This window comes from Stenotrophomonas sp. STEN014, assembly GCF_056760315.1.
This window is the reverse complement of the sequence record NZ_JBRREN010000002.1, coordinates 298,729-325,134: the sequence shown is the minus strand read 5'-3', so window position 1 is coordinate 325,134 and position 26,406 is coordinate 298,729. Positions and strand designations below refer to the sequence as shown.

General features: G+C 66.2%; 34 protein-coding genes. 25 read left to right on the top strand and 9 right to left on the bottom strand.

Annotated elements, in window-relative coordinates:
- Positions 1-3: 3 nt before the first annotated feature.
- Together ACVOMC_RS04230 and murU are read left to right on the top strand one after the other, a co-directional pair.
- Complete coding sequence (locus ACVOMC_RS04230) at positions 4-1,017, top strand: aminoglycoside phosphotransferase family protein (RefSeq protein WP_481522927.1); 1,014 nt, start codon at positions 4-6, stop codon at positions 1,015-1,017.
- Complete coding sequence (gene murU / locus ACVOMC_RS04225) at positions 1,014-1,727, top strand: N-acetylmuramate alpha-1-phosphate uridylyltransferase MurU (RefSeq protein WP_481522926.1); 714 nt, start codon at positions 1,014-1,016, stop codon at positions 1,725-1,727. The genes ACVOMC_RS04230 and murU overlap by 4 nt, the downstream gene beginning before the upstream one ends.
- Here murU and hda read toward each other — a convergent pair whose 3' ends face one another.
- Genes hda through ACVOMC_RS04210 form a run of 3 tightly spaced genes read right to left on the bottom strand, consistent with a single transcriptional unit; the run spans position 1,728 to position 4,722 of the window.
- Positions 1,728-2,435, bottom strand: a complete 708-nt coding sequence (gene hda / locus ACVOMC_RS04220; protein WP_481522925.1) for a DnaA regulatory inactivator Hda — start codon at positions 2,433-2,435, stop codon at positions 1,728-1,730.
- The gene (locus ACVOMC_RS04215; protein WP_057506397.1) at positions 2,432-3,607 is read right to left on the bottom strand and encodes an AI-2E family transporter; all 1,176 of its coding nucleotides are present in this window, start codon (positions 3,605-3,607) and stop codon (positions 2,432-2,434) included. Before ACVOMC_RS04215 ends, hda begins: the two co-directional genes overlap by 4 nt.
- Entirely contained in the window at positions 3,604-4,722 is a 1,119-nt protein-coding gene (locus ACVOMC_RS04210; RefSeq protein WP_481522924.1) for a DUF2066 domain-containing protein, read from the bottom strand. Before ACVOMC_RS04210 ends, ACVOMC_RS04215 begins: the two co-directional genes overlap by 4 nt.
- Positions 4,723-4,832: 110 nt before the next feature.
- On the opposite strand from ACVOMC_RS04210, the gene purM reads away from it, so the two are divergent.
- The 6 genes from purM to ACVOMC_RS04180 all read left to right on the top strand — a co-directional run bounded on the left by purM (position 4,833) and on the right by ACVOMC_RS04180 (position 9,186).
- Complete coding sequence (gene purM / locus ACVOMC_RS04205; RefSeq protein WP_054658957.1) at positions 4,833-5,891, top strand: phosphoribosylformylglycinamidine cyclo-ligase; 1,059 nt, start codon at positions 4,833-4,835, stop codon at positions 5,889-5,891.
- A gap of 26 nt (positions 5,892-5,917) precedes the next feature.
- The gene (locus ACVOMC_RS04200; RefSeq protein WP_481522923.1) at positions 5,918-6,361 is read left to right on the top strand and encodes a hypothetical protein; all 444 of its coding nucleotides are present in this window, start codon (positions 5,918-5,920) and stop codon (positions 6,359-6,361) included.
- A 43-nt stretch (positions 6,362-6,404) separates the two neighbouring features.
- Positions 6,405-7,013, top strand: coding sequence for a DUF2238 domain-containing protein (locus tag ACVOMC_RS04195; RefSeq protein WP_481522922.1), 609 nt, complete (start codon positions 6,405-6,407; stop codon positions 7,011-7,013).
- Positions 7,010-7,669 carry a phosphoribosylglycinamide formyltransferase gene (gene purN, locus ACVOMC_RS04190; RefSeq protein ID WP_481522921.1) on the top strand — a complete coding sequence of 220 codons (660 nt, stop codon included), beginning with the start codon at positions 7,010-7,012 and terminating at the stop codon, positions 7,667-7,669. Before ACVOMC_RS04195 ends, purN begins: the two co-directional genes overlap by 4 nt.
- A 63-nt stretch (positions 7,670-7,732) precedes the next feature.
- The gene (locus ACVOMC_RS04185) at positions 7,733-8,500 is read left to right on the top strand and encodes a DUF3108 domain-containing protein (protein WP_481522920.1); all 768 of its coding nucleotides are present in this window, start codon (positions 7,733-7,735) and stop codon (positions 8,498-8,500) included.
- 2 nt (positions 8,501-8,502) lie between these two features.
- The gene (locus ACVOMC_RS04180) at positions 8,503-9,186 is read left to right on the top strand and encodes a DUF3108 domain-containing protein (protein ID WP_481522919.1); all 684 of its coding nucleotides are present in this window, start codon (positions 8,503-8,505) and stop codon (positions 9,184-9,186) included.
- A gap of 56 nt (positions 9,187-9,242) precedes the next feature.
- Here ACVOMC_RS04180 and ACVOMC_RS04175 read toward each other — a convergent pair whose 3' ends face one another.
- From ACVOMC_RS04175 to ACVOMC_RS04165, 3 genes are read right to left on the bottom strand one after another with little or no spacing between them, the layout of a single operon-like run.
- Positions 9,243-9,554, bottom strand: a complete 312-nt coding sequence (locus ACVOMC_RS04175) for an EF-hand domain-containing protein (RefSeq protein ID WP_481522918.1) — start codon at positions 9,552-9,554, stop codon at positions 9,243-9,245.
- Positions 9,551-10,825 (bottom strand): UDP-N-acetylglucosamine 1-carboxyvinyltransferase, encoded by a 1,275-nt coding sequence (murA, locus tag ACVOMC_RS04170; RefSeq protein ID WP_481522917.1) that lies wholly within the window; start codon positions 10,823-10,825, stop codon positions 9,551-9,553. The genes ACVOMC_RS04175 and murA overlap by 4 nt, the downstream gene beginning before the upstream one ends.
- Positions 10,826-10,865: 40 nt before the next feature.
- A complete protein-coding gene (locus ACVOMC_RS04165; RefSeq protein ID WP_481522916.1) occupies positions 10,866-11,099 on the bottom strand; it encodes a BolA family protein in 234 nt (77 codons plus the stop codon).
- Positions 11,100-11,152: 53 nt separating this feature from the next.
- Here ACVOMC_RS04165 and ACVOMC_RS04160 point away from each other — a divergent pair, with 53 nt between their 5' ends.
- The 16 genes from ACVOMC_RS04160 to ACVOMC_RS04085 all read left to right on the top strand — a co-directional run bounded on the left by ACVOMC_RS04160 (position 11,153) and on the right by ACVOMC_RS04085 (position 23,763).
- On the top strand, positions 11,153-12,154 hold the full coding sequence (locus tag ACVOMC_RS04160) for a KpsF/GutQ family sugar-phosphate isomerase (RefSeq protein ID WP_481522915.1): 1,002 nt from the start codon (positions 11,153-11,155) through the stop codon (positions 12,152-12,154).
- Between the two features lie 62 nt (positions 12,155-12,216).
- Complete coding sequence (locus ACVOMC_RS04155) at positions 12,217-12,765, top strand: KdsC family phosphatase (RefSeq protein WP_481522914.1); 549 nt, start codon at positions 12,217-12,219, stop codon at positions 12,763-12,765.
- Positions 12,762-13,328 (top strand): LPS export ABC transporter periplasmic protein LptC, encoded by a 567-nt coding sequence (lptC, locus tag ACVOMC_RS04150; RefSeq protein WP_481522913.1) that lies wholly within the window; start codon positions 12,762-12,764, stop codon positions 13,326-13,328. The genes ACVOMC_RS04155 and lptC overlap by 4 nt, the downstream gene beginning before the upstream one ends.
- Positions 13,306-13,833 (top strand): lipopolysaccharide transport periplasmic protein LptA, encoded by a 528-nt coding sequence (lptA, locus tag ACVOMC_RS04145; protein ID WP_481522912.1) that lies wholly within the window; start codon positions 13,306-13,308, stop codon positions 13,831-13,833. Before lptC ends, lptA begins: the two co-directional genes overlap by 23 nt.
- Positions 13,833-14,552 (top strand): LPS export ABC transporter ATP-binding protein, encoded by a 720-nt coding sequence (gene lptB, locus ACVOMC_RS04140; protein ID WP_481522911.1) that lies wholly within the window; start codon positions 13,833-13,835, stop codon positions 14,550-14,552. The genes lptA and lptB overlap by 1 nt, the downstream gene beginning before the upstream one ends.
- A gap of 44 nt (positions 14,553-14,596) precedes the next feature.
- Entirely contained in the window at positions 14,597-16,009 is a 1,413-nt protein-coding gene (locus tag ACVOMC_RS04135; RefSeq protein ID WP_054659217.1) for an RNA polymerase factor sigma-54, read from the top strand.
- A gap of 60 nt (positions 16,010-16,069) precedes the next feature.
- Positions 16,070-16,384 carry a ribosome hibernation-promoting factor, HPF/YfiA family gene (gene hpf / locus ACVOMC_RS04130; protein ID WP_054659215.1) on the top strand — a complete coding sequence of 105 codons (315 nt, stop codon included), beginning with the start codon at positions 16,070-16,072 and terminating at the stop codon, positions 16,382-16,384.
- A 24-nt stretch (positions 16,385-16,408) separates the two neighbouring features.
- A complete protein-coding gene (locus ACVOMC_RS04125; protein ID WP_481522910.1) occupies positions 16,409-16,861 on the top strand; it encodes a PTS sugar transporter subunit IIA in 453 nt (150 codons plus the stop codon).
- A complete protein-coding gene (gene hprK / locus ACVOMC_RS04120) occupies positions 16,858-17,808 on the top strand; it encodes an HPr(Ser) kinase/phosphatase (RefSeq protein ID WP_054659211.1) in 951 nt (316 codons plus the stop codon). The genes ACVOMC_RS04125 and hprK overlap by 4 nt, the downstream gene beginning before the upstream one ends.
- A complete protein-coding gene (gene rapZ, locus ACVOMC_RS04115) occupies positions 17,805-18,683 on the top strand; it encodes an RNase adapter RapZ (protein ID WP_481522909.1) in 879 nt (292 codons plus the stop codon). The genes hprK and rapZ overlap by 4 nt, the downstream gene beginning before the upstream one ends.
- 64 nt (positions 18,684-18,747) lie before the next feature.
- On the top strand, positions 18,748-19,140 hold the full coding sequence (locus tag ACVOMC_RS04110; protein WP_481522908.1) for a PTS sugar transporter subunit IIA: 393 nt from the start codon (positions 18,748-18,750) through the stop codon (positions 19,138-19,140).
- Positions 19,133-19,402, top strand: a complete 270-nt coding sequence (locus ACVOMC_RS04105) for an HPr family phosphocarrier protein (RefSeq protein WP_481522907.1) — start codon at positions 19,133-19,135, stop codon at positions 19,400-19,402. The genes ACVOMC_RS04110 and ACVOMC_RS04105 overlap by 8 nt, the downstream gene beginning before the upstream one ends.
- Positions 19,403-19,457: 55 nt before the next feature.
- Positions 19,458-21,179, top strand: a complete 1,722-nt coding sequence (ptsP, locus tag ACVOMC_RS04100) for a phosphoenolpyruvate--protein phosphotransferase (RefSeq protein WP_481522906.1) — start codon at positions 19,458-19,460, stop codon at positions 21,177-21,179.
- Between the two features lie 122 nt (positions 21,180-21,301).
- Positions 21,302-22,663: a magnesium transporter gene (mgtE, locus tag ACVOMC_RS04095; protein ID WP_054658365.1), complete on the top strand. Its 1,362-nt coding sequence runs from the start codon at positions 21,302-21,304 to the stop codon at positions 22,661-22,663.
- A 7-nt stretch (positions 22,664-22,670) separates the two neighbouring features.
- Positions 22,671-22,934, top strand: a complete 264-nt coding sequence (locus ACVOMC_RS04090; protein ID WP_481522905.1) for a hypothetical protein — start codon at positions 22,671-22,673, stop codon at positions 22,932-22,934.
- A gap of 76 nt (positions 22,935-23,010) precedes the next feature.
- Positions 23,011-23,763, top strand: coding sequence for a hypothetical protein (locus ACVOMC_RS04085; protein ID WP_481522904.1), 753 nt, complete (start codon positions 23,011-23,013; stop codon positions 23,761-23,763).
- 9 nt (positions 23,764-23,772) lie between these two features.
- Here ACVOMC_RS04085 and ACVOMC_RS04080 read toward each other — a convergent pair whose 3' ends face one another.
- From ACVOMC_RS04080 to ACVOMC_RS04070, 3 genes are read right to left on the bottom strand one after another with little or no spacing between them, the layout of a single operon-like run.
- Positions 23,773-24,723 carry an aspartate carbamoyltransferase catalytic subunit gene (locus ACVOMC_RS04080; RefSeq protein WP_054658369.1) on the bottom strand — a complete coding sequence of 317 codons (951 nt, stop codon included), beginning with the start codon at positions 24,721-24,723 and terminating at the stop codon, positions 23,773-23,775.
- Between the two features lie 20 nt (positions 24,724-24,743).
- Complete coding sequence (gene ruvX / locus ACVOMC_RS04075) at positions 24,744-25,208, bottom strand: Holliday junction resolvase RuvX (RefSeq protein WP_481522903.1); 465 nt, start codon at positions 25,206-25,208, stop codon at positions 24,744-24,746.
- On the bottom strand, positions 25,201-25,767 hold the full coding sequence (locus tag ACVOMC_RS04070) for a YqgE/AlgH family protein (protein ID WP_481522902.1): 567 nt from the start codon (positions 25,765-25,767) through the stop codon (positions 25,201-25,203). The genes ruvX and ACVOMC_RS04070 overlap by 8 nt, the downstream gene beginning before the upstream one ends.
- A gap of 76 nt (positions 25,768-25,843) precedes the next feature.
- On the opposite strand from ACVOMC_RS04070, the gene ACVOMC_RS04065 reads away from it, so the two are divergent.
- Complete coding sequence (locus ACVOMC_RS04065; protein ID WP_481522901.1) at positions 25,844-26,380, top strand: DNA-3-methyladenine glycosylase I; 537 nt, start codon at positions 25,844-25,846, stop codon at positions 26,378-26,380.
- Positions 26,381-26,406: the final 26 nt, after the last annotated feature.

The window sequence follows — 26,406 nt, the reverse complement described above, 5'->3', positions numbered from 1 at the left end:
CTGATGACCCCTGATATCTCCTCCGAAGATCTCCGCGCGCAGCAACGTCTGGACTGGGCGCGTCATGCGCTGGGCGATGCCACCGCCACCGTGCATCGCGCCTCCGTCGATGCCGGCTTCCGCAGCTACTGGCGCAGCCAGGGCGCCGGCGCCAGCCGCATCGTGATGGACTCGCCGCCGGACAAGGAGGATGTGCGCCCGTGGCTGCGCATCCATGACCTGTTCCAACACCATGGTGTGCGTGTGCCGCAGGTGCTGCAGCGTGACGTGGACAACGGTTTCCTGCTACTGGAAGACCTCGGCGGTCCGACCCTGGCGCTGGTCCTGGACGCGGACAACGCCGATGCGCATTTCGATGCGGCGATCAGCCAGCTGCTGGCGATCCAGCGGATCCCCGCACCGGCGGGGATGGGCGAGTTCGGCGAGGCTCTGCTGCAACGCGACGCGGGGCTGTTCGAGGAATGGTTCCTCGGCCGCCACCTCGGCATCACCCTGGACTGCGACCAGTCCGAACAGCTTGAGCTGGTGCAGCGCCGGCTGATGGACAACGCCCACGCACAGACCCGCGTGCTGGTGCACCGCGACTTCATGCCGCGCAACCTGATGCCGGTGGCAGACGGCCCGGCGGTGCTGGATTTCCAGGACACGGTACGCGGACCGGTGGCCTATGACGCGATAAGCCTGTTCAAGGACGCCTTCCTCAGCTGGCCCCTGCAGCGCGTGGACGGCTGGCTGACGCACTACCACCAGCGCGCGCAGGCCGCCGGTATCCCGGTGCCACCGCTGCCGGTGTTCCTGCGCGATGCCGACTGGATGGGCGTGCAGCGCCATCTGAAGATCCTGGGCATCTTCGCGCGGCTGCATTACCGCGACGGCAAATCCAAGTACCTCGCCGACGTGCCACGCTTCATCGCCTATCTGGAAGAAGTGCTGCCGCGTCATCCGCAGCTGGCGCCACTGGCCACGCTGCTGGAGTCGCTGATCAAACCTGCATTGGCGACCCGGGAAATCCCATGAAAGCCCTGATTTTTGCGGCAGGGCTGGGCGAGCGCATGCGCCCGCTCACCGACCACACGCCCAAACCGCTGCTGGCCGTAGCCGGCAAGCGGCTGATCGAATGGCATCTGCAACGCCTGGCCGCGCTCGGAATCCAGGAGGTGGTGATCAACACCAGTTGGCTGGCCGCGCAGTTTCCGCAGCAACTCGGCGATGGCAGCCGTTGGAATCTGCGGCTGCATTTCATCCAGGAAGGCCCGGTTCCGCTGGAAACCGGTGGCGGCATGCTCAACGCCCTGCCGCTGCTGGGGGACGCGCCATTCATCGCGGTCAACGGCGATATCTGGACGGATTTCGACTTCGCCCGGCTTCCCGCCCGGCCGGAAGGCCTGGCCCACCTGGTGCTGGTCGAGAACCCCGAGCATCACCCGCATGGCGATTTCATTCTGGACGGCAACGGCCTGATGCACGACCAGGGCACACTAGCGCGCCTGACCTTCTCCGGCGTCGGGCTATATGCGCCGGCACTGCTGCGCGACTGGCAGCAGGTGATCGGGGAGGACGACGGCAGCACACAGCGACCGCCGCGCTTCAAGCTGGCGCCGCTGCTGCGTGCGGCGATGGCCCGCGGCCTGGTGACGGGCCAGCACCATCGCGGCCACTGGACCGATGTGGGAACACCGCAACGCCTGCACCAGCTGGAGCTCCAGCTGCGCGGGGAAAACGCCTGATCAGGCTTCCGGCGGCAGGCTTTCCAGCACACGCTTGAGGAACGGCACGGTGATGCGGCGCTTGGCCGCCAGCGATTCGCGGTCCAGTCGTTCCAGCAGCGCCACCAATCCGCTCAGGTCGCGATCGGTGCGGGTGAGCAACCAGTCGATGGCGGCCTCATCCAGCGCCAGTCCCCGGCGGATGGCGCGCTCGCGCAATACCGCACCGCGGCCTTCGTCATCCAGCGGCGACAGCAGGATGCGCCCGCACTGCGACAGCCGCGAGCGCAGGTCCGGCAGCACCAGCCCGAGCGCCTCGGGCGTGGCCCGCGCGGTATAGAGCAAGGTCACGCCAGCGGCGCGTGCGCGGTTGTGGAAATCGAACAACGCGACCTCCGCCTCGCGCTGCCCGGCAATGGCCTCCAGGCCATCGAGCGCAATGACCTCGCGCCCTTCCAGGGCCTCCAGCGCATCACGCAGACGGCCTTGCGCCGCGGCCAGCGGGAAGTAAGCCGGAGCCCTTCCCGACTGTTCGGTCGCCGCGCACAGCGCCAAGGCCAGATGGGTCTTGCCGGTCCCGGCGGCGCCGGCCAGATAGGTCCAATCGCGACTGCTGCCAGCCGCAATCGCACGCAACTGGGCCAGCACGCCATCCGGCGCACCGATGAAATTCTCGAATCGCTGGTCTGGCGGATAGCGCAAGACCAGGGGCAACTGCGGCACGCTCACTTCGGTTCAACGTCCTTCAACACGATCTTTCCGTCCGCGAGCGTGTCACCACGCGGATCCACCACGATCACCGACGCCTGTTGCTGGCCGGCATACAACTCACTATGGCGATAGCGCTCATGCGCATACCGCAGCAATACATTGATGATCGCCGCCGCCGGCAGCGCCAGCAGCATGCCCAGAAAGCCGAACAGCTGCCCACCGGCCATCACCGCGAAGATCACCGCCACCGGATGCAGACCGATCTTGTCGCCGACGATACGCGGGGTCAGCACGTAGCTTTCCAGCAGCTGGCCGACCGTGAACACCACCCCCACCAGCACCAGCAGCTGCAGGTCGATGCCCTGTGCCTGCACCAGCGCCGCCAGGATCGCCAGTACCACGCCGGTGGTCGCCCCCAGATACGGGATGAAGCTGATCAGCCCGGCCACCAGGCCGATCAACAGCCCCAGGTTCAATCCGACCAGCGACAGGCCCGCGGCGTACACCACACCCAGCGCGATCATCACCGCGATCTGGCCGCGGATGAACGCGCCCAGCACGTCGTTGGATTCCCTGGCAAGACGCGACACGGTCTCGATATGGTTGCGCGGGATCAGCGAGGCCACCCGTTCAATCAGCTTGTCCCAGTCGCGCAGGAAGTAGTAGGTCAGGATCGGCAGCAGCGCCAGATTGACCACCAGTGCCACCATCGCAAAGCCCGAACGCGAGACATAGCCGAACAGCGCGGTCGCTGCACCGCCGGCCTGCTGCCAGTGGCTGCGCACCCAGTCGAACAGCTTTTCCGGGGCCAGCCACGCCATGATCTGGAGGCCGCTCTTCTGCTCGATCCACGGAATCGCCTTGGTGACCAGCCAGTCCTGCGCCTGCGGCAGTGCCGCCGCCAGCGTGGAAATCTGGCGCTGGATCATCGGCACCAGGATCAGCAGCGCGAGTATGACCAGCAGGGTCATCAGCACGAACACCAGAATCACCGCGGTGTTGCGCGAGCGCCCGCGCGCTTCCAGCCGATCCACCAGCGGATCACCCAGCCAGCCCAGCATCAGGGCGATCACGAACGGCGTCAGGATCGGCGCCAGCAACCAGGTCACCCACAGACCGAAAGCGCTGAGCACCACCCACTTGAGGCGGCGCAGGAACAGCGCGATTTCCTCTTCGGCGGAATGGCTCATCGGATGCGGTACTCGGCCTGCTGGTATGCGGGAGCCGTGGACGCCGGCTCGTCGCTTCCACTGGCGACCACCGGTGCCAGCGGCTGCAAGGCCGCATCCTGGCCCAGCATCCGGTTGAAGCCCGGCAGACCCGTCATCAACTCCAGATCCAGCACCAGCCGGTCGGCGCTGGCCTGCACCGGAATGATCGATTTGACCACCGGCACGCCCTGCAGGGAGGCGGCCAGCCGCAGGTAATCGTCGGCACTGTGGATACCGCTTACCGCAATCCGGTAGACGCCGGCCTTGCCCGACTCCGACGCCTTGGCATAGCGCTTGACCAGCGCATCGGCCGCACCATCGGCACCACCGGCCATCGCCCGGCGGGCATCGCCATCACGGGTGGTCCAGCGCGACAACTCGCGGCCGCCATCCACGAACACCCAGTCGGCCACCCAGCCGCCAGCCCCCCGGTAAAGCTTGCCGATCAGCTGCATCGGCGGTGAATAGCGCGCCGAGGCCCGTGCCACCGCCGCCGTGTCGCCGCGCCAGATCGCTCCGACCAGCGCCTGCTCGGCCGCGCCGCCAGCCGGCAACCCCAGCTTGTAACCGCGCTCGACCGCGCGATCCAGCAACACCCGCGCCGCATTGGACTGCTGCACGCCGACCAGACGCGGACCGCTGCCATCGTCAATGGCCAGCCACACCACCGGCTTGGGCCGCGGCTGCGGCCACACCGGCAGTCCCAGCGCGGCCACCAGACCGTCCACATCGTCCTGGCGGAAGCGCGCCACCAGCACCGTGCGGAAGCTCGGCGCACCGGTGGAGGAGGTGCCCTGGTCCTGCCGGTAGTCGTAGCTTTCGACATAGTCCTTGGCATTGCGCAGCGCCTGCGCCACACCCGGGCGGGTCATCGCACTGCGGTCACCCGACAGCTTGGCCAGCACCGACCCCAACGCCCGGGCCAATGCCCCGTTGCGGTCCGCATCGGCCTGGCTGTTGACCGACACCTCGGCCTCGTAGGTGCCGCGGGCACTGGCAACGTCACCTTCGGTACGCGTGCTGGACTGCGCCCACGCCAGCGGTACCGGCAGGCAAAGCGCCAGAAACAGTATTGTGACCAGGCTGCGACGCATTGAAATTTCCATTGCTCGACGGTTTCCGGAGGGAATTGTTGCCCGAATGCGGCCTTCGCGCCAACGTGGCCTGTTAAAATCGACCGTTCACTCCGCCAGTGCAGCCGCCCGTGACCAGTTCCCCGACCTCTGCCAACTCTCCCCTCACCTACCGTGACGCCGGTGTCGACATCGACGCGGGCAACGAGCTGGTCGAGCGCATCAAGCCGCTGGTAAAGCGCAGCTTCCGTCCTGAAGTGATGGGCGGACTGGGTGGTTTCGGCGCCCTGTTCGACCTGTCCAACAAGTACCGCGAGCCGGTACTGGTGTCGGGTACCGACGGCGTCGGCACCAAGCTGAAGCTGGCCCAGCAGCTGGGCCGCCACGACACCATCGGCATCGATCTGGTCGCCATGTGCGTCAACGACGTGCTGGTGCAAGGTGCCGAGCCGCTGTTCTTCCTGGACTACTTCGCCACCGGCAAGCTCGATATCGACACCGCCGCGGCCGTCGTGGGCGGTATCGCCAACGGCTGCACCGAGGCCGGTTGCGCGCTGATCGGCGGCGAAACCGCCGAGATGCCGGACATGTACGCGCCGGGCGAGTACGACCTGGCCGGTTTCACCGTCGCCGGCGTGGAAAAGAGCGAGCTCAAGGACGGCTCGGCCGTGGCCCAGGGCGATGTGCTGATCGGCATCGCCTCCTCCGGCCCGCATTCCAACGGCTATTCGCTGGTGCGCCGCATCTACGAGCGCGCCGGCAGCCCGACCGACGTGGTGTTGGAAGATGGCACACCGCTGCTGGACGCGCTGATGGCGCCGACCCGCCTGTACGTCAAGCCGATCCTGTCGCTGCTCAAATCGCACGGCGCTTCGGTCCACGGCATGGCCCACATCACCGGTGGCGGCCTGACCGAGAACATCATCCGGGTCGTGCCTGAGGGTCTGGGCATCACCATCGATGCCCGCAGCTGGACCCTGCCGCCGGTGTTCCAGTGGCTGCAGCGCGAAGGCAATGTCGCCGACAGCGAGATGTGGCGCACCTTCAACTGCGGCATCGGCTTCGTGCTGGCCGTACCGGCCGCCGAAGTGGCTGCCATCAACGCCGCGCTCGATGCGCTGGCGCTGGCGCACTGGCAGATCGGTGAAGTGGTGCCCGCCACCGGCGACGAGCGCGTGCGGATCGGCTGAAACCGCCGATCCGCAAGGAGCCACTCATGGATGCAGTGAATCCCCCCGTCCGGCCGCCAGCGCTGGCCGAGGACAACGCCAGCCAGCTGCGGCTGCTGGCGATCTTCCACTATGTGGTGGCGGCGATCACCGGGCTGTTTTCGCTGTTCCCGGTGCTGCACCTGGTGATGGGGCTGGCCATGGTCAACGGCACGCTGCCGATGCAGCCGACCCACCCGGGCAACCCGCCCATCGCCCCGGAGATGTTCGGCTGGATCTTCGTGATCTTCGCCGGGGTGATGATCGTCTGCGGACTGACCCTGGCCGGCTTCATAGCCTACGCCGGGCGCTGCCTGACGCGACGCCGGCGTTACACGCTGTGTCTGGTGGTGGCCGCCCTCTCCTGCATGCTGATGCCCTTCGGCACGGTCCTGGGGATATTCACCCTGATCGTGCTGATGCGACCGCAGGTCAAGGCGGCGTTCGCTTGAAACCCGCACCGTCTCCACTTGCCTTGCTGCCGCGCCACCCTGCATGAGCGCCACCAAGAAAGCCGCTTTCTTCGCCGTGCTGGCGGTGTTCATCGCCACCTGGATCAAACCGATGTGGCCGCTGGAGCAGGCCCTGCACAGCTCGCTGACCATCATCGGCCTGGCCGCGCTGGGGTGGGTGGACCGCCGCTGGCCCCTGGGCAATGGCGCGTTCGTGGCGATCTGCGGCTTCATCGCCCTGCACAGCATCGGCGCCCGCTGGCTGTATTCGAACGTTCCCTATGATCTGTGGGCGCAGGCGCTGACCGGCTGGTCACCGGATGCGGCCTTCGGCTGGCAACGCAACCATTTCGACCGGCTGATCCACGTGCTCTACGGCCTGTGCTTCACCCCGGCGCTGGCCCAGCTGGCGCGCCATGGCTGGCCGGCGCTGCGTGGCGGCCAGGCCTTCACACTGGCGGTGATGGTGATCATGTGCTCCAGCCTGGTCTACGAATGGTTCGAGTGGGGCATCGCCCTGCTGTTGTCACCGGATGCGGCCGAGGCCTACAACGGCCAGCAAGGTGACATCTGGGACGCACACGCCGACATGCTGCTGTCTACGCTCGGCAGCCTGCTGACATGGCCATTGACCAGGAAATCCACACGATGACCGTCCCGCCCCGTATCGCGGTGCTCGCCTCCGGGCGCGGCAGCAACCTGCAATGCCTGATCGATGGCATCGCCGCCGGCCAGCTGGAGGCGCGGATCGTCGGCGTATTTTCCGACCGACCCGGCGCCCGTGCATTGGACAAGGTGCCCGCCTCAGCGCGCTGGGCGCGCTCGCCCAAGGACTTCGCCAGCCGCGAGGCGTTCGATGAAGCGCTCGGCGATGCGGTGGCCGCCTGCAATCCGGACTGGATCGTCTGCGCCGGCTACATGCGTATCCTGGGGTCCGGCTTCGTCGAGCGTTTCAGCGGCCTTCTGGTCAACATCCACCCCTCGCTGCTGCCGCGGCACAAGGGCCTGCACACCCACGCCCGCGCCATCGAGGCCGGCGACACCGAACATGGCGCCAGCGTGCACTTCGTCGTACCTGAACTGGACGCCGGGGCGGTGATCGCCCAGGCCCGGGTACCGGTATTGGCCGATGACACACCCGAATCGCTGGCGGCACGGGTACTGGCGGTGGAGCACCCGTTGCTGCTGGCCAGCGTACGCCTGCTCGCCACCGGCCGCGTAACTGAACAGGATGGCAGCATCCGCCTGGATGGTCAGTCCCTGTTTAGGCCGCTGCGCCTAGATTCCGCCGGAACCCTTTGCGCCTGATCCCCACATAGCGCCAACCGGTCGGCTGGCATGATCCTCCTTCCCTTACGGACCTGGTCCCGCATGACATTCGCGCCATTCAAATCGCTGGTGCCGATCACCTTGCTGGTAGCGGCAGGCGCCTCCGCACAGCAGCCCTCGGCACCGGCAGTGCCCTTGCCGGCCACCGAATGGACCGCGCCGGCGCTGGAACCGTTCGTGGCCACCTACCAGGCCTTCTACAAGGGCAAGGAAGCCGGTGACGCGACGCTGCGCGTCGTGCACAGCGAAGGCGCGCAATGGCGGGTGGATATGGCCGTCCGCGGCAAACGCGGATTCGCCAGCGTGCTGGGGCTGAATCTGGAACAGAGCACCGTCTTCAACAACGAGGGCAGCGTCTACACCCCGCTCAGCCAGAGCACGGTGAAGAAGGCCTTGTTCCTGGGCAAGAAAGTCACCGGCGTCTACAACTGGCAGACTGGCACCGCGCAATGGCAGGGCGACCTGAAAAAGGAACGGCAGCAGCCGATCCCGCTGCAGCGCGGCGACCAGAGCGCATTGCTGCTGAATCTGTCACTGATGCGCGACGCCCGCCCCGGGCAGACGCTGCAGTACCGTTATGTCGATGTCGGCCGCGTCCGCCAGTACGAATACCAGGCCGCCGATGCCACCGAGAACGTCCAGATCGGCGACCTGAGCTATGACGCCCTGCGGGTATTCCGCACCAACGGTGGCAATGACGAAACCGTCCTGTGGATCGCCAATGGCGTACCCACACCGGTGCGCATCCTGCAACGCAAAGACGGCGAGGACGAGATCGACCTGCGCCTGATCGAATACCAAGGAGCCTGAGCATGAACCGTATTCCGAGCCTGCTTCGCATCGCCGCCACCGCTGTCCTGGCCCTGGCCAGCCTGCCGGTACTGGCGATGGAGCCCTTCACCGCGAACTACCAGGCCAGCTACATGGGCATGCAGGCCAACGGCGTGATGACGCTGGCCGCCGAGGGCGCCAATCGCTGGCGCTACAGCCTGCAGATCAAGAACCCGATGGCCGATCTGAGCCAGAGCACGGTGTTCGATGAGCTGGCCGGCAAACTGCGCCCGCTCAGCAGCCACGACCGCTCGGTGCTGCTGGTCAAGCGCAAGCAGGTCGATGCCAGCTATGACTGGAACAGCAAGCAGGCCACCTGGAGTGGCGATGTGAAGCCCGAACGCCGCGGCCCGATCCGCCTGCGCGATGGCGACATGGATGCATTGCTGATCAACCTCGCCATCGCCCGCGACCTGGCCGCCGGCAAACCGCTGAACTACCGCATGGTCGACGACGGCCGCATCAAGCCGATGACCTACCGGGTGATCGGCAAGGAAAACGTCACGATCGATGGCAAGCCGCGCGAGGCCACCAAAGTCTCGCGTGTGGACGGCAACAAGGAGCAGATCGCCTGGATCGTGGCCGGCATGCCGGTGCCCGCGCGCCTGCTGCAACGGGAAAACGGCCAGGACGCACTGGACCTGACCATCAAGTCGATCCACTGACCCCCGCGGCCACAAAAAAAGCCCGGCAAATGCCGGGCTTTTCTGTTGCTGCGACCTCACTTGGCCGAAGCATCGCGCTTGAACACCGTCTTGCAGTCACGGCGGAACTCTTCGCCGCTGCTGCGCCACAGGAAGCTGCGGCACTGGCGATTGCCCTCCTCCGCATCCTGCACCGTCACCGCGTAGAAGGCCTGCAGGAACTCGTCACGGCTGACCTGGCCATCGCCATTCCAGTCCATCTGCTCCTTCTCCACCCCGCGGGTGATCGCCACGCCGGAATACCAGGCCCAGCCCAGCCAGGCCAGCGCGATCAGCACCAGCACCAGCAAGGCCCGCCGACGCGGCGTGAAGCGGCCCTTGATGATCATGCGATGCGCCGGATGCCGGCACCGAGCGCACCGAGCTTTTCCTCGATGTTCTCGTAGCCACGGTCCAGGTGGTAGATGCGGTCGATGGTGGTGTCGCCATCGGCCATCAGACCGGCCAGGATCAACGACGCCGAAGCACGCAGGTCGGTCGCCATCACCGGCGCGCCGCTCAGGCGCTCGACCCCGCGACAGATCGCGGTGCGTCCCTCGATCTGGATGTCCGCCCCCAGCCGCTGCAGCTCCTGTACGTGCATGAAGCGGTTCTCGAAGATGGTTTCGTTGATCACGCCCACGCCATCGGCCACACAGTTCAGCGCCATGAACTGCGCCTGCATGTCGGTCGGAAACGCCGGATACGGCGCGGTGGTCAGATTGACCGCTTTGGGCCGCTTGCCATGCATGTCCAGGGTGATGGTGTCTTCGGTGGTTTCGATCTCCGCACCGGCCTCGACCAGCTTGGCCAGCACCGCATCCATCGTGTCCGGACGCGCATTGCGCACCACGATGCGCCCGCCGGTCATCGCCGCGGCCACCAGGAAGGTGCCGGTTTCGATGCGGTCGGCCAGTACCGCATGGCGGCCGCCGGCCAGACGCTCGACGCCTTCGATCACCAGCCGCGCGGTGCCGATGCCCTCGATCTTCGCGCCCAGTGCGATCAGGCAATGCGCAAGATCCGACACCTCCGGCTCCATCGCCGCGTTGTCCAGCACCGTGGTGCCTTCGGCCAGCACCGCGGCCATCAGCACGTTCTCGGTACCAGTCACGCTGACCATGTCGAAAGTGAAGTGCCCGCCCTTCAGACGGCCATCCACGTGCGCCTTGATGAAGCCGTTCTCCACGGTGATGTGCGCACCCAGTGCCTGCAGGCCCTTGATGTGCTGGTCCACCGGACGCGAGCCGATCGCGCAACCGCCCGGCAGCGACACTTCGGCCTGACCGAACTTGGCCAGCAACGGCCCCAGCACCAGGATCGAGGCGCGCATGGTCTTGACCAGCTCATACGGGGCGACATGCTGATCCACGGTGCGCGGATCGACCACGATCGCGCTGCCGCGCGAGAGCGTGCCCTGGTCGATGGTGACCTTGGCGCCCAGCTCGCCGAGCAGCTTCACAGTGGTAATCACGTCATGCAGGTGCGGCACGTTGGTGATCTCCACCGGCGCATCGGCCAGCAAGGTGGCGCACAGGATCGGCAGAACGGCGTTCTTGGCGCCGGAAACATTGACCTCACCGTTCAGCGCGCGGCCGCCGGTGACTACGATTTTTGCCATGGAGTAAGGGCCGATAAGTAGAAAGGAGAGAGTTGCCGGCTCAGCCGGCTTCTGCCGGCGTAACGGTTTTCAGTGCCAGCGCGTGGATCGCGCCGCTGTCCAGCTGCGCCTTGACCGTGGCATTGACCATGCGGTGCCGCGCCAGCAGCGGCTTGCCGGCAAACGCCTCGCACACCACCGTGGCATCGAAATGCACGCCGTCGTCACCCTGCACGTCCGCACGGGCGCCTGGCAGGCCGGTTTCGATCAGGTTTCGGATGGTTTCGGCGTCCAAAGCGCTTTCCTAATAAAATGGGCGCCCATTCTACTATTCCGAGTGGCGCCCGTATGGCTGCTTCCCCCCTTTCGCTGAACGCGGTCCGTGATGCCGACCTGATCGCCAGCGGCCACCGTGTCTTTGAGATCGAACAGGCCGAGCTGGACCGCGTCGGCAACCGCCTGGGCGCCGAGTTCGCTGCCGCCTGCCGCCTGATCCTGGGCGCGCGCGGCCGGGTGGTCGCCACCGGCATGGGCAAATCCGGGCACATCGCGCGCAAGATCGCCGCCACCCTGGCTTCCACCGGCACCCCGGCGTTCTACGTGCACCCGGGTGAAGCCGGCCATGGCGACCTGGGCATGATCACCGAGGACGACGTGGTGCTGGCACTGTCCTATTCCGGCGAGTCGGACGAAGTGCTGATGCTGCTGCCGGTGCTCAAGCGCCAGGGCAACCCGCTGATCTCGATGACCGGAAAGCCACAGTCCAGCCTGGCCAGGGCTGCCGACGTGCATCTGGATGTGAACGTCGCCAACGAAGCCTGCCCGCTGGCGCTGGCGCCGACCTCCAGCACCACCGCCTCGCTGGCGATGGGCGATGCGCTGGCGGTGGCCCTGCTCGATGCACGCGGCTTCACCGCCGATGATTTCGCCCGCTCGCACCCGGCCGGAAGCCTCGGCCGGCGCCTGCTGCTGCACATCACCGATGTGATGCACAGCGGCGAGGACCTGCCCAGCGTGCGCGAGGATGCCAGTCTGAGCGAGGCACTGCTGGAGATGAGCCGCAAGCGTCTGGGCATGACCGCCATCGTCGATGCCCAGGGTCGCCTGGCGGGACTGTTCACTGATGGCGACCTGCGCCGGGCGCTGGATACCGACCTGGACGTGCGCACCGCCGGCATCGCCCAGGTGATGACCCGCAACCCGCGCACCATCGGCGCCGACCAGCTGGCCGTGGAAGCCGCGCGTCTGCTGGAGACGCACCAGATCAACGGCCTGATCGTCGTCGATGCCGGCAACCGTCCGGTCGGCGCCCTGAATATTCATGACCTGTTGCGGGCAAAAGTGGTTTAAAGCCCGCACAATGACGCGTTCCGGGCCCCGGCCCGGTCAAGCCGCAACGGACCGCACCGCACATGCCCTATTCCCCGCTCGAGCACTTTCCCTCCGCCCTGCATGCCACCGCCAGCGCCATCCGGCTGGCGTGCTTTGACGTGGACGGCACGCTGACCGACGGCCGCCTGTTCTACGACCATGCCGGCAACGAGAGCAAGGCGTACTACGTGCAGGACGGACTGGGCCTGAAACTGCTGCAGCAGCATGGCATCCATCCGGTATTGATCACCGCGCGCAACAGCCTGTCCGCGCAGAAGCGCGGCGCCGACCTGGGCATCGACACCCAGATCGCGGTCGGCGACAAGCTCGCCAGCGTGCGCGCCTTGTGCCAACAGCACGGCATCGGCCTGGAGCAGGTGGCCTTCATGGGCGACGACCTGCCCGATCTGGCGCCGCTGTGCGCGGTCGGCCTGGCGGTGGCACCGGCGGACGCGCACCCCTGGATCGCCGAGCGCGTGCACTGGCAGACCCGTGCCGCCGGCGGCCGTGGCGCCGCACGCGAACTGTGCGACGTGCTGCTGGCCGCGCAAGGAAAGCTGGATGCGGTGCTGGCGAGGTATGCACGATGAACTGGCGCACCTTGCTCGGCATTGGCCTGGCCGTGGCCGCGCTGGCCAGCGGCTGGTCGGCCTGGCACCACCGCAAAGCGGCCGTTCCGGTCGCTGCCGACAGCCTGCGCTCGGACTACGTGCTGAGCGATTTCGAGATCGTGGCGCTCGACAAGCAAGGCAAGGAATCCACCACCTTGCGGGCGCCCAGCATGGAGCGCAGCCGGGCCGATGAATCGATGACCATCACCCGTCCGCTGTTCCTGCTGCCCGATGCGGCCGGCCACCACTGGCAGCTGCAATCGGACACCGGCTGGGTCAGCGCCAAGGGCGAGGAGATGCGCCTGCGCGGCAATGTCGCCGGCGACAGCCCCAGCGACGGCAAAACCCCGCCCACCACCTTCCGCACCGATGCACTGGATGTGTTCCCCGAGCAGAATCTGGCCCGTACCGACGGGCAGGTCACCATGACCCGCCCCGGCCTGCACCAGAGCGGTGTCGGCTTCCGGGCCAATCTCAAATCCGGCCAATATTCCCTCCTTTCCCAGGTCAAGACCCGCTATGAACCCACTGCTGCCCGCTAAGCTCGCGTCACTCGCTCTGCTCGCCGGCCTCCTTGCGCCGGGTCTGGCCTGGTCCAAGGCCGCCGACCGCAACCAGCCGATGACCATCGACTCGACCAGCAGCGACTGCAACATGACCGGTGACAACGGCAAGTGCCGTTTCAGCGGCAACGTGGTCATCAACCAGGGCACGCTGGAGATCCATGCCGATACCGCCGACGTGATCCAGAAAAACGGTGAAACCGAACGTGTCGTGCTGACAGGCAAACAGGCTACGCTGAAACAGCAGATGGACGACAACACCTGGATGAACGCCCGCGCCGACAGCATGGATTACAACGTCGGCAGCGAAATCATCATCCTGACCGGCAACTACAAGGTCGACTCCGAGCGCGGCTCCAACTCCGGCCAGCGCATGGTCTACAACACCCGTTCCGGCGCCATGCAGAGCGGCGGCGACGGCACCCGTGTGCGCACCGTGATCCAGCCCAAGAACAAGGCCGCAACCCCGGGAGAGAAGAAGTAATGCTCATCGCCGAAGGCCTGCGCAAGCGCTACAAGAAACGCGAAGTCGTCAAGAACTTCGGCCTGACCCTGGCGGCCGGCGAAGTGGTGGGCCTGCTCGGCCCCAACGGCGCCGGCAAGACCACCTGTTTTTACATGATCGTGGGCCTGGTGGAGAGCGACGCCGGCCGTATCGAGCTGGACGGACGCGACATCACCTCCGATCCGATGTACTCGCGTGCCAAGCTGGGGGTGGGTTATCTGCCGCAGGAACCGTCGGTGTTCCGCAAGCTCACCGTGGCCGACAACATCCGCCTGGTGCTGGAACTGCGCGAGGACCTGGATGCCGCAGGCCGCGAGCGCGAGCTGTCTTCGCTGCTGGACGAGCTGCAGATCGGTCACGTTGCCGAGCAGGCCGGTGCCAGCCTCTCCGGCGGCGAACGCCGTCGCTGCGAGATCGCCCGCGCGCTGGCCGCCAAGCCACGCCTGATCCTGCTCGATGAACCTTTCGCCGGTGTCGATCCGATCTCGGTCGGCGAGATCCAGCGCATCGTCACCCACCTCAAGCAGCGTGGCATCGGGGTGCTGATCACCGACCACAACGTGCGCGAGACCTTGGGAATCTGCGACCGCGCGTATATCCTCAATGAAGGCAGCGTACTGGCGCAGGGGGCACCGGACGAACTGCTGGCCAATACCGACGTTCGCCGCGTGTATCTCGGGGACACCTTCACCCTCTGAGCGGCGACCGCCCGGCCCTCCGCCCTTCCTGGACAGGCACCGGCATGAAAGCACGGCTGCAGACATCGCTGGGACAGCATCTGGTCATGACGCCGCAATTGCGTCAGGCCATCAAGCTGTTGCAGATGTCCAGCACCGAGCTGGAAGTGGAGCTGGCCGAAGCGGTGGAAACCAATCCACTGCTGGAATGGGCCGAGAACGCCGAACAGACCGCGGCCAGCGACACCGGCGAACGCAGCGGATCAACGGCCGACAGCGGCAAGGACGAGGATCGGCCGGACTGGTCCACCGATGATCCGGACTGGGGCGGCGGGAAAAGCGGATCGTTCGACGGCGATGACGACGATGCCAGCGACCGCGTGGCCGAGCCGGAAACGCTCGCCGACCACCTGCTCTGGCAGCTGCACCTGTCCCCCCTTAACAGCCGCGACCGCACGATAGGTGCAGCGCTGATCGATGCCTTCGATGACGACGGCTATCTGCGCGAACCGCTGGCGGCCATCGCGCAGACGCTGCTGCCGGATATCCGCGCGGACGAAGACGAAATCCTGACCGTACTGCACCAGATCCAGCGCTTCGATCCGGTCGGCATTGGCGCACGCACGCTGGGCGAATGCCTGAAACTGCAGCTGCACGTCCTGCCGGCAGATACCGCCGGACTGGCGCTGGCGCGGGTGATCGCCGACGGTCCACTCGAGCGCCTGCCACGCGCGGGCATCGCCGGAATCGCCCAGGAGCTGAAACAGCCGGTGGCCGCCGTCGATGAAGCGGTGCAACTGCTGCGCTCGCTGGATCCGCGCCCGGGCAAGCAGATCGGCGAGCTTTCCACAGACAGCTATGTCGTCCCGGATTGCGTGGTGTGGCGCCAGCGCGGCGTCTGGCGCGCGGCCCTGGCCGGCCATGCCGGCCCACGCGTGGTCATCCACCGTGGCTACGAGCAGCTGATCCGCCGCTGTGGCGATGCCGATGCCAGCTATCTGCGCGCCCAGCTGCAGGAGGCCCGGTGGCTGCTCAAGAGCCTGGAAGCGCGCGGCGAGACCCTGCTGCGTGTGGTCAACCGCCTGTTGCATCACCAGGCCGCGTTCCTGGAGTTCGGCGCGCAGGCGTTGCGCCCGCTGACCCTGCGCGAGATCGCCGGCGAGCTGGAATTGCATGAATCCACCATTTCGCGTGCCATCGCCCGCAAATATGTCCGTACCCCGCGCGGCACCTTGCCGCTGCGCGCGTTTTTCGCCTCGGGCATCGACACCGACAGCGGCGGTGAAGCCTCCAGCACCGCCATCCAGTCGATGCTCCGCAAGCTGATCGAGGCGGAAAACCCGCGCAAGCCGCTTTCTGACGCCAAGCTGGCTGAAATGCTCAAAACCTCCGGCATACCGGTAGCGCGGCGCACCGTTGCGAAGTATCGTGAAGCCATGAACATCTCCGCCTCCCACGAACGCGTCCGCATCGTCTGAAGCATTCGCAGGTCTGGCGCTGGGTTCATCAAGGCAACCCCGAACCACAGGAGGAATCCGATGCGTATCGAGACGTTTGGCAAAGACGTGGAAGTCACGCCCGCCCTGAAGGAGTATGTGGAAACCAAGCTGCAGCGATTGGCCAAACACTTCGACCAGCACTGCGAAGTCCGGGTGACACTGTCACTGCAGAAGAACGAACACCACGTCGACGCCAGCGCCAACCTCCCCGGCCAGACCTTGCACGCCGAAGCCGGCGCACAGACCATGTATGCGGCCATCGACATCCTGGCCGACAAGCTCGACCGGCTGGTTATCAGGTACAAGGAAAAGAATCTTCCCCACGCACCGCATGCACTGCGCGACAATGGCTGACAGACGCCCTCGCCCGTTGCAGACATGCCCCTGAATGACCTGATGGCGGCCGTGAGTACCCAGGTGCTCGCGGCCGCTGATCGCAACAGCACCCTTCGTGCCGCCGCCCGTTTGTTGGCCTGCCGTGAAGCCGCTGAAGACCGTATTTTCCAGAGCCTGTGCGAGCGCGAAGGCGTCGGCAGCACCGCCATCGGCCATGGCATCGCCATTCCACACGGCCGCTCGGCCACGCTTGAACGCCCCCGTGGCGCCTTGTTGCGATTGGTGCAACCCGTGGACTTCGGTGGCGACGAGCCGGTCGATCTGGTCTTCGCGATGGCGGTGCCGGCGCATTACACCCATCAACACCTGATGCTGCTGTCCGAGCTGGCGGAGATGTTCTCCGACAGCGGCATACGCGCGGCCCTGCGCGAGGCCGCGGATGAAACAGCTCTCAAGCAGATTCTTGACGATCCACAGCGGGTGCATTCGGCATGAATACCAGCATCACCGCGCGTGAACTCTTCGACCAGCAGCGCGAACGCCTGGACCTGCGCTGGGTCGCCGGGCAGGCCGGCGGCAAGCGCGAGCTGGAAGCCGGAAATACCGTCGCCCGGCGCCCGTCACTGGCTGGCTATCTGAACACCATCTACCCGAACAAGGTGCAGATCCTCGGTACCGAGGAGCTCGCGTGGCTGGATTCGCTCGATGCGCGCCAGCGCTGGGAGGTCATCGAGCGCATCATCCAGGCCCACCCGCTGGCACTGGTCATCACCAAGAATCACGGCTGCCCGGAAGACCTGCGCGCCGCGGCCGATGAGTCGCAGACGCCGCTGTGGATCTCGCCCAAGCGCGGTCACGAGCTGCTCAACCACCTTTCCTACCACCTTGCCCGCACCCTGGCGCCGCGCATCACCCTGCACGGCGTATTCATGGAGATCTACTCGATCGGCGTGCTGATCACCGGTGAAGCCGGTTCGGGCAAGAGCGAGCTGGCACTGGAGCTGCTTTCCCGCGGACACCGGCTGGTGGCCGACGATGCACCTGAATTCACCCAGATCGCCCCGGACGTCCTGGACGGCACCTGCCCCGAACTGCTGCAGGATCTGCTGGAAGTGCGTGGCCTGGGCGTTCTCAACGTGCGCCAGATGTTCGGTGACACGGCTGTAAAGAAGAACAAGTATCTTCGCCTGATCGTCCACCTGACCAAGCCGATGACCGAACCGGGCAGCTATGGCTACGAGCGCCTGACCGGCGATTCGGGCAAGCGTCACGTACTGGATCTGGATGTGCCGCTGATCACCTTGCCGGTGATGCCCGGCCGCAACCTCGCGGTGCTGACCGAAGCGGCCACCCGGCTGCATATCCTGCGCACCAAAGGCATCGATCCGGCCGCCATGTTCATCGCCCGCCACAGCAACCTGTTGGAGCAACGCACCCCATGAACGCGTCGTCCTCCCCGACTCTCGTCATCGTCAGCGGCTTGTCCGGTTCGGGCAAATCCGTCGCGCTGAAGACCTTCGAGGATCTGGATTACTACTGTTCTGACAATATCCCGGTGAACCTGCTGCCGGACTTCGTGCGCAGCGTGCTCGGTGAAGGGACGGAAAACAGCCCGCAGCGCATGGCCGTGGGTATCGATGTGCGCGGACGCAGTGACCTGAGCCAGCTGGCACGCTGGCGCCAGACAGCACGGGAATACGGCATTGATGCGCGACTGCTGTTTTTCGAAGCCAACGACGACACCCTGCTGGCGCGCTATGCCGATACCCGGCGCCGCCATCCACTCAGCCACCTGGGCCTGTCGCTGCCCGAGGCGATCGCCCGCGAGCGCGAGCTGACGGCACCGCTGCGGCGCGAAGCCGACGCGGTGATCGACACCAGCAAACTCAACGTGCACCAGCTGCGCCGCCGGGTCATCACCGACTTCACGCTGAGCAAGGAAAGCACGCTGTCGCTGCTGTTTGAATCCTTTGCCTACAAGCGCGGCGTGCCGGCCGAGGCGGATTTCGTGTTCGACGCGCGGGTCCTGCCGAACCCGCACTGGGACCCGGAACTGCGGTCGCTGACCGGCCGCGACCGCGAGGTCCGCGAGCACCTGGACGCCCAACCCGAGGTCGTACGTTATGTCAGCCAGATCGAGGACCTGCTGGACACCTGGCTGCCCAAACTCGGCAGCGAAACCCGCAGTTATGTGACCGTCGCCTTCGGCTGCACCGGTGGCAAACACCGTTCGGTGTATCTGGCCGAACGGCTGGCACGCCACACCCGGGATCGCGGCTGGCAGGACGTGGCCACATTCCATCGCGAACAGGATTGAATCACCCGGAAAAGGCTGTCTTTGCCGCTATCGCGGACTCGGTCTGACCTGTTAACGTTCCAGCATGAACTGTGGCGTTCTCCTAATTACCCATCCCGGTGTCGGCAGTGCCCTGCTGGACGTTGCCAGACATCTGCTGCGACAACTTCCGCTGAAAACCGAAGCCTTCGAAGTACCGTTCGATGCGGATCTCGACGCCCTGCTGCCCCGGGCCTCGGCCGCGCTGCGCAGGGTGGAGAGTGAGGCCGGCGTGCTGGTGCTGACGGACCTGTACGGCGCCAGCCCCAGCAATCTGGCTGCCCGGCTCGCACGCCTTGGCACGCCGGTGCGGCGCGTGTCCTCACTCAATCTGCCGATGCTGCTGCGGGTCATGAACTATCCGGAACAGGGATTGGACCAACTGCCCGCCACTGCCGCGGCGGGCGCACGCAATGGAGCCATCATCGACGATGCTTGAACAAGTACTCACCGTATCCAACCGCCTGGGCCTGCATGCCCGCGCGACAGCCAAACTGGTGCAGCTGCTGTCCGGCTACCGCGCCAACGCCACGCTGCTGGCCAAAGGCCGCGAGGTCAACGCCAAGAGCATCATGGGCGTGATGTTGCTGGCCGCCGGCCAGGGCACGCCGGTCACCGTGCGCGTGGATGGCGAAGACGAAGCGGCGGCACTGGCGGCTGTGGTGGATCTGTTCGAACGGCGTTTCGACGAGGACAACTGATGGCCCGCTGCTCGCCCCAGCAGCGCACTGCCGTCACACGGTGCGGGAGCGCGCGGTGGTGATCCGGTTGCACGGCCATGGCGCATCCCGCGGTACCGCGCTGGGCCGTGCCCGGGTGAGACTGCCCTACACCCAGGAGGCCGGCAAAAAGCACGTGCCCGCCGCGGCGGTGCCGGCCGAACTGGAACGCCTGCACCTGGCCCTGGACGCCGCCCGCGCGGAAATGCGCGACCTGCGCCATCGCCTGCAAGGTGCACTGCCCGCCGAAGTCGGCGAGTTCCTCGATCTGCATGCGATGCTGCTGGATGATCCCGAACTGCTGGTGGCGCTGGATGACCTGATCCGCAACAACCGCTACAGCGCCACCTATGCGCTGCGCACCCAGCGCGACCGGCTCGCCCAGGTCTTCGAAGGCATGGAAGACGCCTATCTGAAGAGCCGTCTGGATGACCTGGATCACGTCATCGGGCGCATCCACGCGTTTTTGCACAAACGTCCGGCCGGAGTGAAGGGACTGGCCGGCGAGATCCTGGTCTGCGAGAACGTCGCCCCGTCTGAACTGGCGCAGCTGCAATCGCAGGGCGTCGTCGGTATTGTCAGCAGCGCCGGCAGCACGTTGTCGCACAGCGCCATCCTGGCGCGCAGTCTGCACCTGCCGCTGGTCGTCGCCGCCAGCGGGGTGCTCAGCCGCATCAATGACGGTGACGTGCTGATTCTGGATGGCGGCACGGGCGAGGTCACCCTCGATCCCGGTGCCGAGGACCTGCGCCAGTACCGGGTGCGCCTGCGCGAGCTGGCCCGCGAGCAACGCGAACTGGGACGGCTGCGCTCCAAACCCACCCGCACCCGCGACGGTGTCGACGTCACCCTGCTGGCCAACGCCGAATCGCACGAGGATGTCGCCAGCGCCCACGCGATGGGCGCGCACGGCCTGGGCCTGTACCGCACCGAGTTCCTGTTCCTGCAGCGCAACGAATTGCCCACGGAAGAGGAACAGTTCCAGATCTACCGCGACACGGTACTGGGCATGAGTGGCCGCCCGGTCACCATCCGCACGCTGGACCTGGGGGCGGACAAGGCCGACCGCACCGGGCTGGCGCTGACCAGCGAGGAGAATCCGGCACTGGGGCTGCGCGGCGTGCGCCTGTCGCTGGCCCACCCCAAGGTTGCCGATGCCCAGCTGCGGGCGATCCTGCGCGCCTCCGGCTATGGACCGGTACGCGTGCTGGTGCCGATGGTCAGCGCGCGCGAGGAGATTCTGGCGGTCAAACGGCGCATGAGCCGCCTGGCGGTGGCGCTGCGGGCCGAGGGTCATGCCGTGGCGGAGCAGACGCCACTGGGCGCGATGATCGAAGTGCCGGCAGCGGCGATCGCACTGGAGACGCTCATTGACCAGGTGGATTTCCTGTCCATCGGCACCAATGATCTGGTGCAGTACCTGCTTGCGGCCGACCGCAACAACGAGGCTGTGGGCGCGCTGTATTCGCCACTGCATCCGGCTGTGCTGCGGCTGCTGGCGCAGGTGATCCAGACCGCGCAGGCACACGCCACACCGGTGGCGGTATGCGGGGAGATCGCGGGCGATCCGCAGATGGTGCCGCTGCTGCTGGCACTGGGCCTGACCGAGTTCAGCCTGCATCCGGCCACGCTGCTGGAGGTCCGCCGCACCATTCGCGACAGCGATCTGCGCATGCTGCGCCAGCGCGGCAAGAAGCTGCTGCAGGCACGTGATCGGCGCGGCATTGAGCGCTGGATCCGCGAATCGGCTCCGGCCTGAGCTGCCACCGGCGTAGAAACACGGTGCATCCCTGATGCGCGCACGCAATAATGACGCGCTGGACACCGCTGATGCCGCATCCTGTCTCCGGATAACGGCCTTTTCTTCTCTCTGGAGCTCCGATGGCCGAAGCCGTACGCCACGACAAGACCGCGCGACAGCTGCGCCTGCTTTCCGATGCGCTCGACAGTGGGCGCCTGGGGCCGGTGCGTCGCCTGGTCAACACGTTGGCGCCGGCCGAGATCGGCAACCTGCTCGAATCGCTGCCGCCGGGCAAACGCGAAGTCGTATGGGGACTGGTCGATCCGGAAGACGACGGCGAGGTGCTGGTCCACGTCGGTGATGAAGTCCGCGAAAGCCTGCTGGCGGACATGGACCCGGACGAGATCATCGCCGCGGTCGAAGACCTGGACATCGACGATCTGGCCGATCTGGTCGAGGATCTGCCCGATACCGTCATCGACGAAGTCCTCAAGTCGATGGATCGCGAGAACCGCGAGCGGCTGGAGCAGGTGCTGTCGTATCCGGAGGATACCGCCGGCCGCCTGATGAATCCGGATGTGGTCACCGTGCGCGCCGACGTCAACGTCGATGTGGTGCTGCGCTACCTGCGCCTGCGCGGTGAGCTGCCCGATCACACCGATCACCTGTTCGTGGTCAGCCGTCGCCACCAGTATCTGGGCCGGCTGTCATTGGCGGCGCTGGTCACGCATGAGGACAGCACGCCGATCAACCGCCTGATCGACGACGAGCAGCCGGCCATCGATGTCGGCGAAAGCGCCGAGGAAGTCGCGCGCCAGTTCTCCGACCACGACTGGGTCTCGGCGCCGGTGGTGGACGACAACAACATCCTGCTCGGCCGCATCACCATCGACGACGTGGTCGACATCATCCGTTCGCAGGCCGAGCATCAGGCGCTCGGCGCCGCCGGTCTGGACGAGGAAGAGGATCTGTTCTCGCCGATCAAGCGCGCGGTGCGCGGCCGCGTGGTGTGGCTGGGCATCAACCTGTGCACGGCCTTCCTCGCCGCCTCGGTGATCGGCCAGTTCGAAGTCACGCTGGAGAAAATCGTCGCCCTCGCGGTACTGATGCCGATCGTCGCCGGCGTCGGCGGCAACGCTGCGGTGCAGGTGCTGACGCTGATGGTGCGCGGTCTGGCGCTGGGTCAGGTCGGCCCCAGCAACGCCCGCATCCTGCTGTGGAAGGAAATGCGCGTGGCACTGATCAACGGCACCCTGATCGGCGTGGTCGTGGGCATCATCGCTTTCCTGTGGTTCCACAGCATGCTGTTGTCGGTGGTGATCACCCTGGCGCTGATCATCAACTTCTGCGCCGCCGCGCTGGCCGGTGTATTGCTGCCGCTGATGCTCAAGCGCATGAACGTGGATCCGGCCGTCGCCGGTACCGTGGTGGTGACCGCAGTGACCGACGTGATGGGCTTTTTCAGCTTCCTCGGCCTTGCCACTTTGATCCTGCTGCACTGAGTACCCCATGACCGTTACCATCCACGACTACTACCAGCCCGGCTGGCGCGAGCACACCCACACCTGCCCTTCCTGTGACTGGCAAGGTGCCTCGCGGCAGATGGAAATGGAGCTGCACGATGAGCAGACCGAATACAGCTGCCCGCAATGCGAATTCCCGCTGCTGATTATCCAGCACCCGGATCTGGCCGCCGTACAGGCCGCCGCCGCGGCAGGCAACGTTGAAGCCCGGCAGCAACTGGAGATTCTGGCGATGGCCCCGCGCGCCTGAGCAGGGCGTTGTGCCCCTGACAGTCCCCTGTCCAATGCGCTAGGCTCGCCCCAGCGCCCTTGCCAAGGAACGTTGTATGCGCCTGCTGTTGCTGGTTGTCGCCGGCCTTTGCAACGTTGCACTGGCCCAGAGTGAGACCAGTCCTCCGGTGCTGAGCACTACACCGCTGCGCTCCCCTGCGGCAGAGCCGGCTTTGGGAAGCCAGCTACGCATACCCGTGGAGCAGGCCATCGCACAGAGCCTGAAAGGCGATCACGCCAGGGCCAGGCCTGCCCTGCTGGATGCGGCGAGGCAGTGTGACGCCTACCTCGCCGTACCCGGACGCCAGGTACGGGCGTTCCGCAGCCAGCGCCAGTATCTGCACTATCTGGATACCCGCGGCGATGGCCAGCCCACCGACTGGCTGGATATGGCCTGCGCCAATGCCTACAAGCATCTGGGCTATATCGCCGTGGAGCAGGACCAGATCGAGCAGGCCTTGCGCTGGCTGGACAAGGCCCATGCCAGCGCGCCCTACGAACCCGAGCCACTGACCGAACGCGGCGCGGCCCTCACCCGCCGCCGCGACTGGGCCGGGTCACTGGAAAACTATCGGCAGGCATTGGCGCTCACCCGCAGCCACCCCGAAGCGGCCTATCTGGAAGCACTGGCACTGCGCGGCACCGGGTTTGCGCTGATCGAACTGGGCGACCTTCCGGCCGCCCGACAGGCTTACGAGGCATCGTTGCAGCTGGACCCGGAAAGCAGAATCGCCGCCAACGAACTGATCTACATCCAGCAGTTGCAGCGCAAGGCCGATGCTGACAGCACCGCGACCTCCCGTCCCTGAACCGGATGATCAGGCCAGCAGCGTTTCCAGCACTGCCATGCGCACCGCCACGCCGTTGGCGACCTGGCGCAGCACCCAGGACTGCGGGCCATCGGCGACCTCGTCGGTGACCTCCACGCCGCGGTTGATCGGCCCCGGGTGCAACACCGCCGCATCCTTGCCCGCACGTTTCAGGCGTTCGGCGGTGAGGCCGTATTCGGCGTGGTATTGCTCCAGCGAGGGCACCAGCCCTTCTTCCATGCGCTCGCGCTGCAAGCGCAGCATCATCAGCGCATCGACGCCTTCCAGCATCGCGTCGAAGTCCTGGCCGACGATGCAGCCCTTGAGCGTTTCCTCGTCCGGCAGCAGCGCCTGCGGGCCACACACACGGATCTCGCCCACGCCCAGCGTACGCATCGCATGCAGGTCGGTACGGGCCACCCGCGAGTGCTTCACATCGCCGGTGATCAGCACTTTCAGTTTCGAAAAATCCGGTCCCTTGGCCTGACGCAAGGTCAGCATGTCCAGCAGGCCCTGGGTCGGGTGCGCGCTGCGACCATCGCCGGCATTGACCAGTGCGGTGCCCTCGCCCGCAGCCGCGGCCAGCTCAGCCACCGCGCCATCATCGGGGTGGCGCACGATGAAGCCGCGCACGCCCATCGCCTCCAGATTGCGCAACGTGTCGCAGGCGGTTTCGCCCTTGCGTGCCGATGAGGTGGACGCATCGAAGTTCAGCACATCGGCGCCCAGCCGCTGCGCGGCCAGCTGGAACGAACTGCGGGTGCGCGTGGAGGGCTCGAAGAACAGCGTGCACACGGCGGTACCGGCAAGCACGGAGCGCTTGTTGCCGACCCGGCCCATCGCCGCATCTCGGATCTGACCGGCACGATCCAGCAATTGCAGCAGGTTCTCGCGGGGCAGCCCTTCCAGGGTCAGCAGGTGGCGCAAACGTCCTTGTGCATCGAGTTGCGAAGCGGTCATGGCAGAGGTCTTTGCAGGAGTCAGGAAACAGGAATGGCGTCGTGCGGAGCCGACAGCCAGCGCTCGATGATGACCGCCGCGGCGAGCGCGTCCAGATTGACCGCATCACGACGACGCTTGCGACCCTCCGAGCGCTCGACAGCGAAGCGGCGCGCCGCCTCCACCGAGCTCGAGCGCTCGTCGATCATCAACACCGGCACCTTGTAGCGCTGCTGCAGCTGCCGCGCGAAAGCACGCGCGCGCTTGCGATTGGGCTGGTCCTCGCCATCAAGTGTCAACGGATCACCGACGATCAGACCGTGCGGACGCCAGTCCTTGAACAGGCTATCCAGCGCAGTCCAGTCAGGCCCGGCAGCGTGCACATCGATCACCGCGATCGCACGGGCATTCATACCGAAGGAACTGCCAATCGCCACGCCGATCCGGCGTGAACCGACATCGAACCCGAGAACCGTGCTGTCGGTGGAAAGGGCCGGATCAGGCATGTCCGCTGTATCCCGCCAGACGGAACAGGTCCACCCCGATGCGCGCAGCCGACAGCTGCCAGCGCTGGTCCATCGGTGTATCGAACAGCAGCCCGGCATCGGCCGGCACGGTCAACCAGCTGTTTTGAGCCAGCTCCTGCTCCAGCTGGCCGGCGCCCCAGCCCGCGCATCCCAGCGTGACCAGCGCATGCCGCGGCCCATCCCCGCGCGCCATCGCCTCGAGGATGTCGCGCGAGGTGGTCAGGTACAGACCTTCGGCCACCGTCAGGCTGGAATCCCAGCTGCGGGCATCGTCGTGGATCACAAAGCCGCGTTCGGTATGCACCGGACCGCCGCTGAGGACTGGCTGTGCGCACAGGGCCTCATCATCGGAGACGATATCCATCTGCATCAACACCTCGCCCAGGGTGTACTCGGAGGGCTGGTTCACCATCACGCCCATCGCACCATTCTCATCGTGCTGGCAGATCAGCGAAACGCTGCGGGCGAAATGGGGATCGAGCAGCGACGGCAGCGCCACCAGCAGGTGATTGGCAAGTGGGGAAGACAGCGCGGACATGCGCCTATTCTAGCGTTTACCACCGTTGAAGGCGTGCTGGCGGATAATCACGCCGCCCTTACCTGCGCCTGCGCCCATGTCCAGCTATTGCGATATCGCTCCCGGCCACCCTGTTCACGCCCACTACCACGCCCACGAGTACGGATTTCCGCAGCGTGAGGAAAGCGAGCTGTTCGAGCGGCTGGTGCTGGAGATCAACCAGGCCGGGCTGAGCTGGGAAACCATTCTGAGAAAACGCGAGGGCTTCCGCGCCGCCTATGACCGTTTTGCGGTGGACAAGGTGGCCGCCTATGGCCAGGGCGATGTCGCGCGCCTGCTCAACGATGCCAGCATCATCCGTAACCGCCTGAAGGTGCATGCGGCCATCCACAACGCGCAGGTGATCCAGCAGCTGCGCGCCAGCCACGGCGGCTTCGTCCAGTGGCTGGATGCCCACCATGCCTTGCCCAAGGCGGACTGGGTGAAGTTGTTCAAGAAGACCTTCCGTTTCACCGGTGGCGAGATCACCGGCGAGTTCCTGATGAGCCTGGGCTACCTGCCAGGCGCGCACCGCCAGGACTGCCCGGTGCAAGCGCGCATCGCCGCGATTGGCCCGGCGTGGATGCAGGCCTGAGCACGGCGCCGTGGCCCGGACATTGG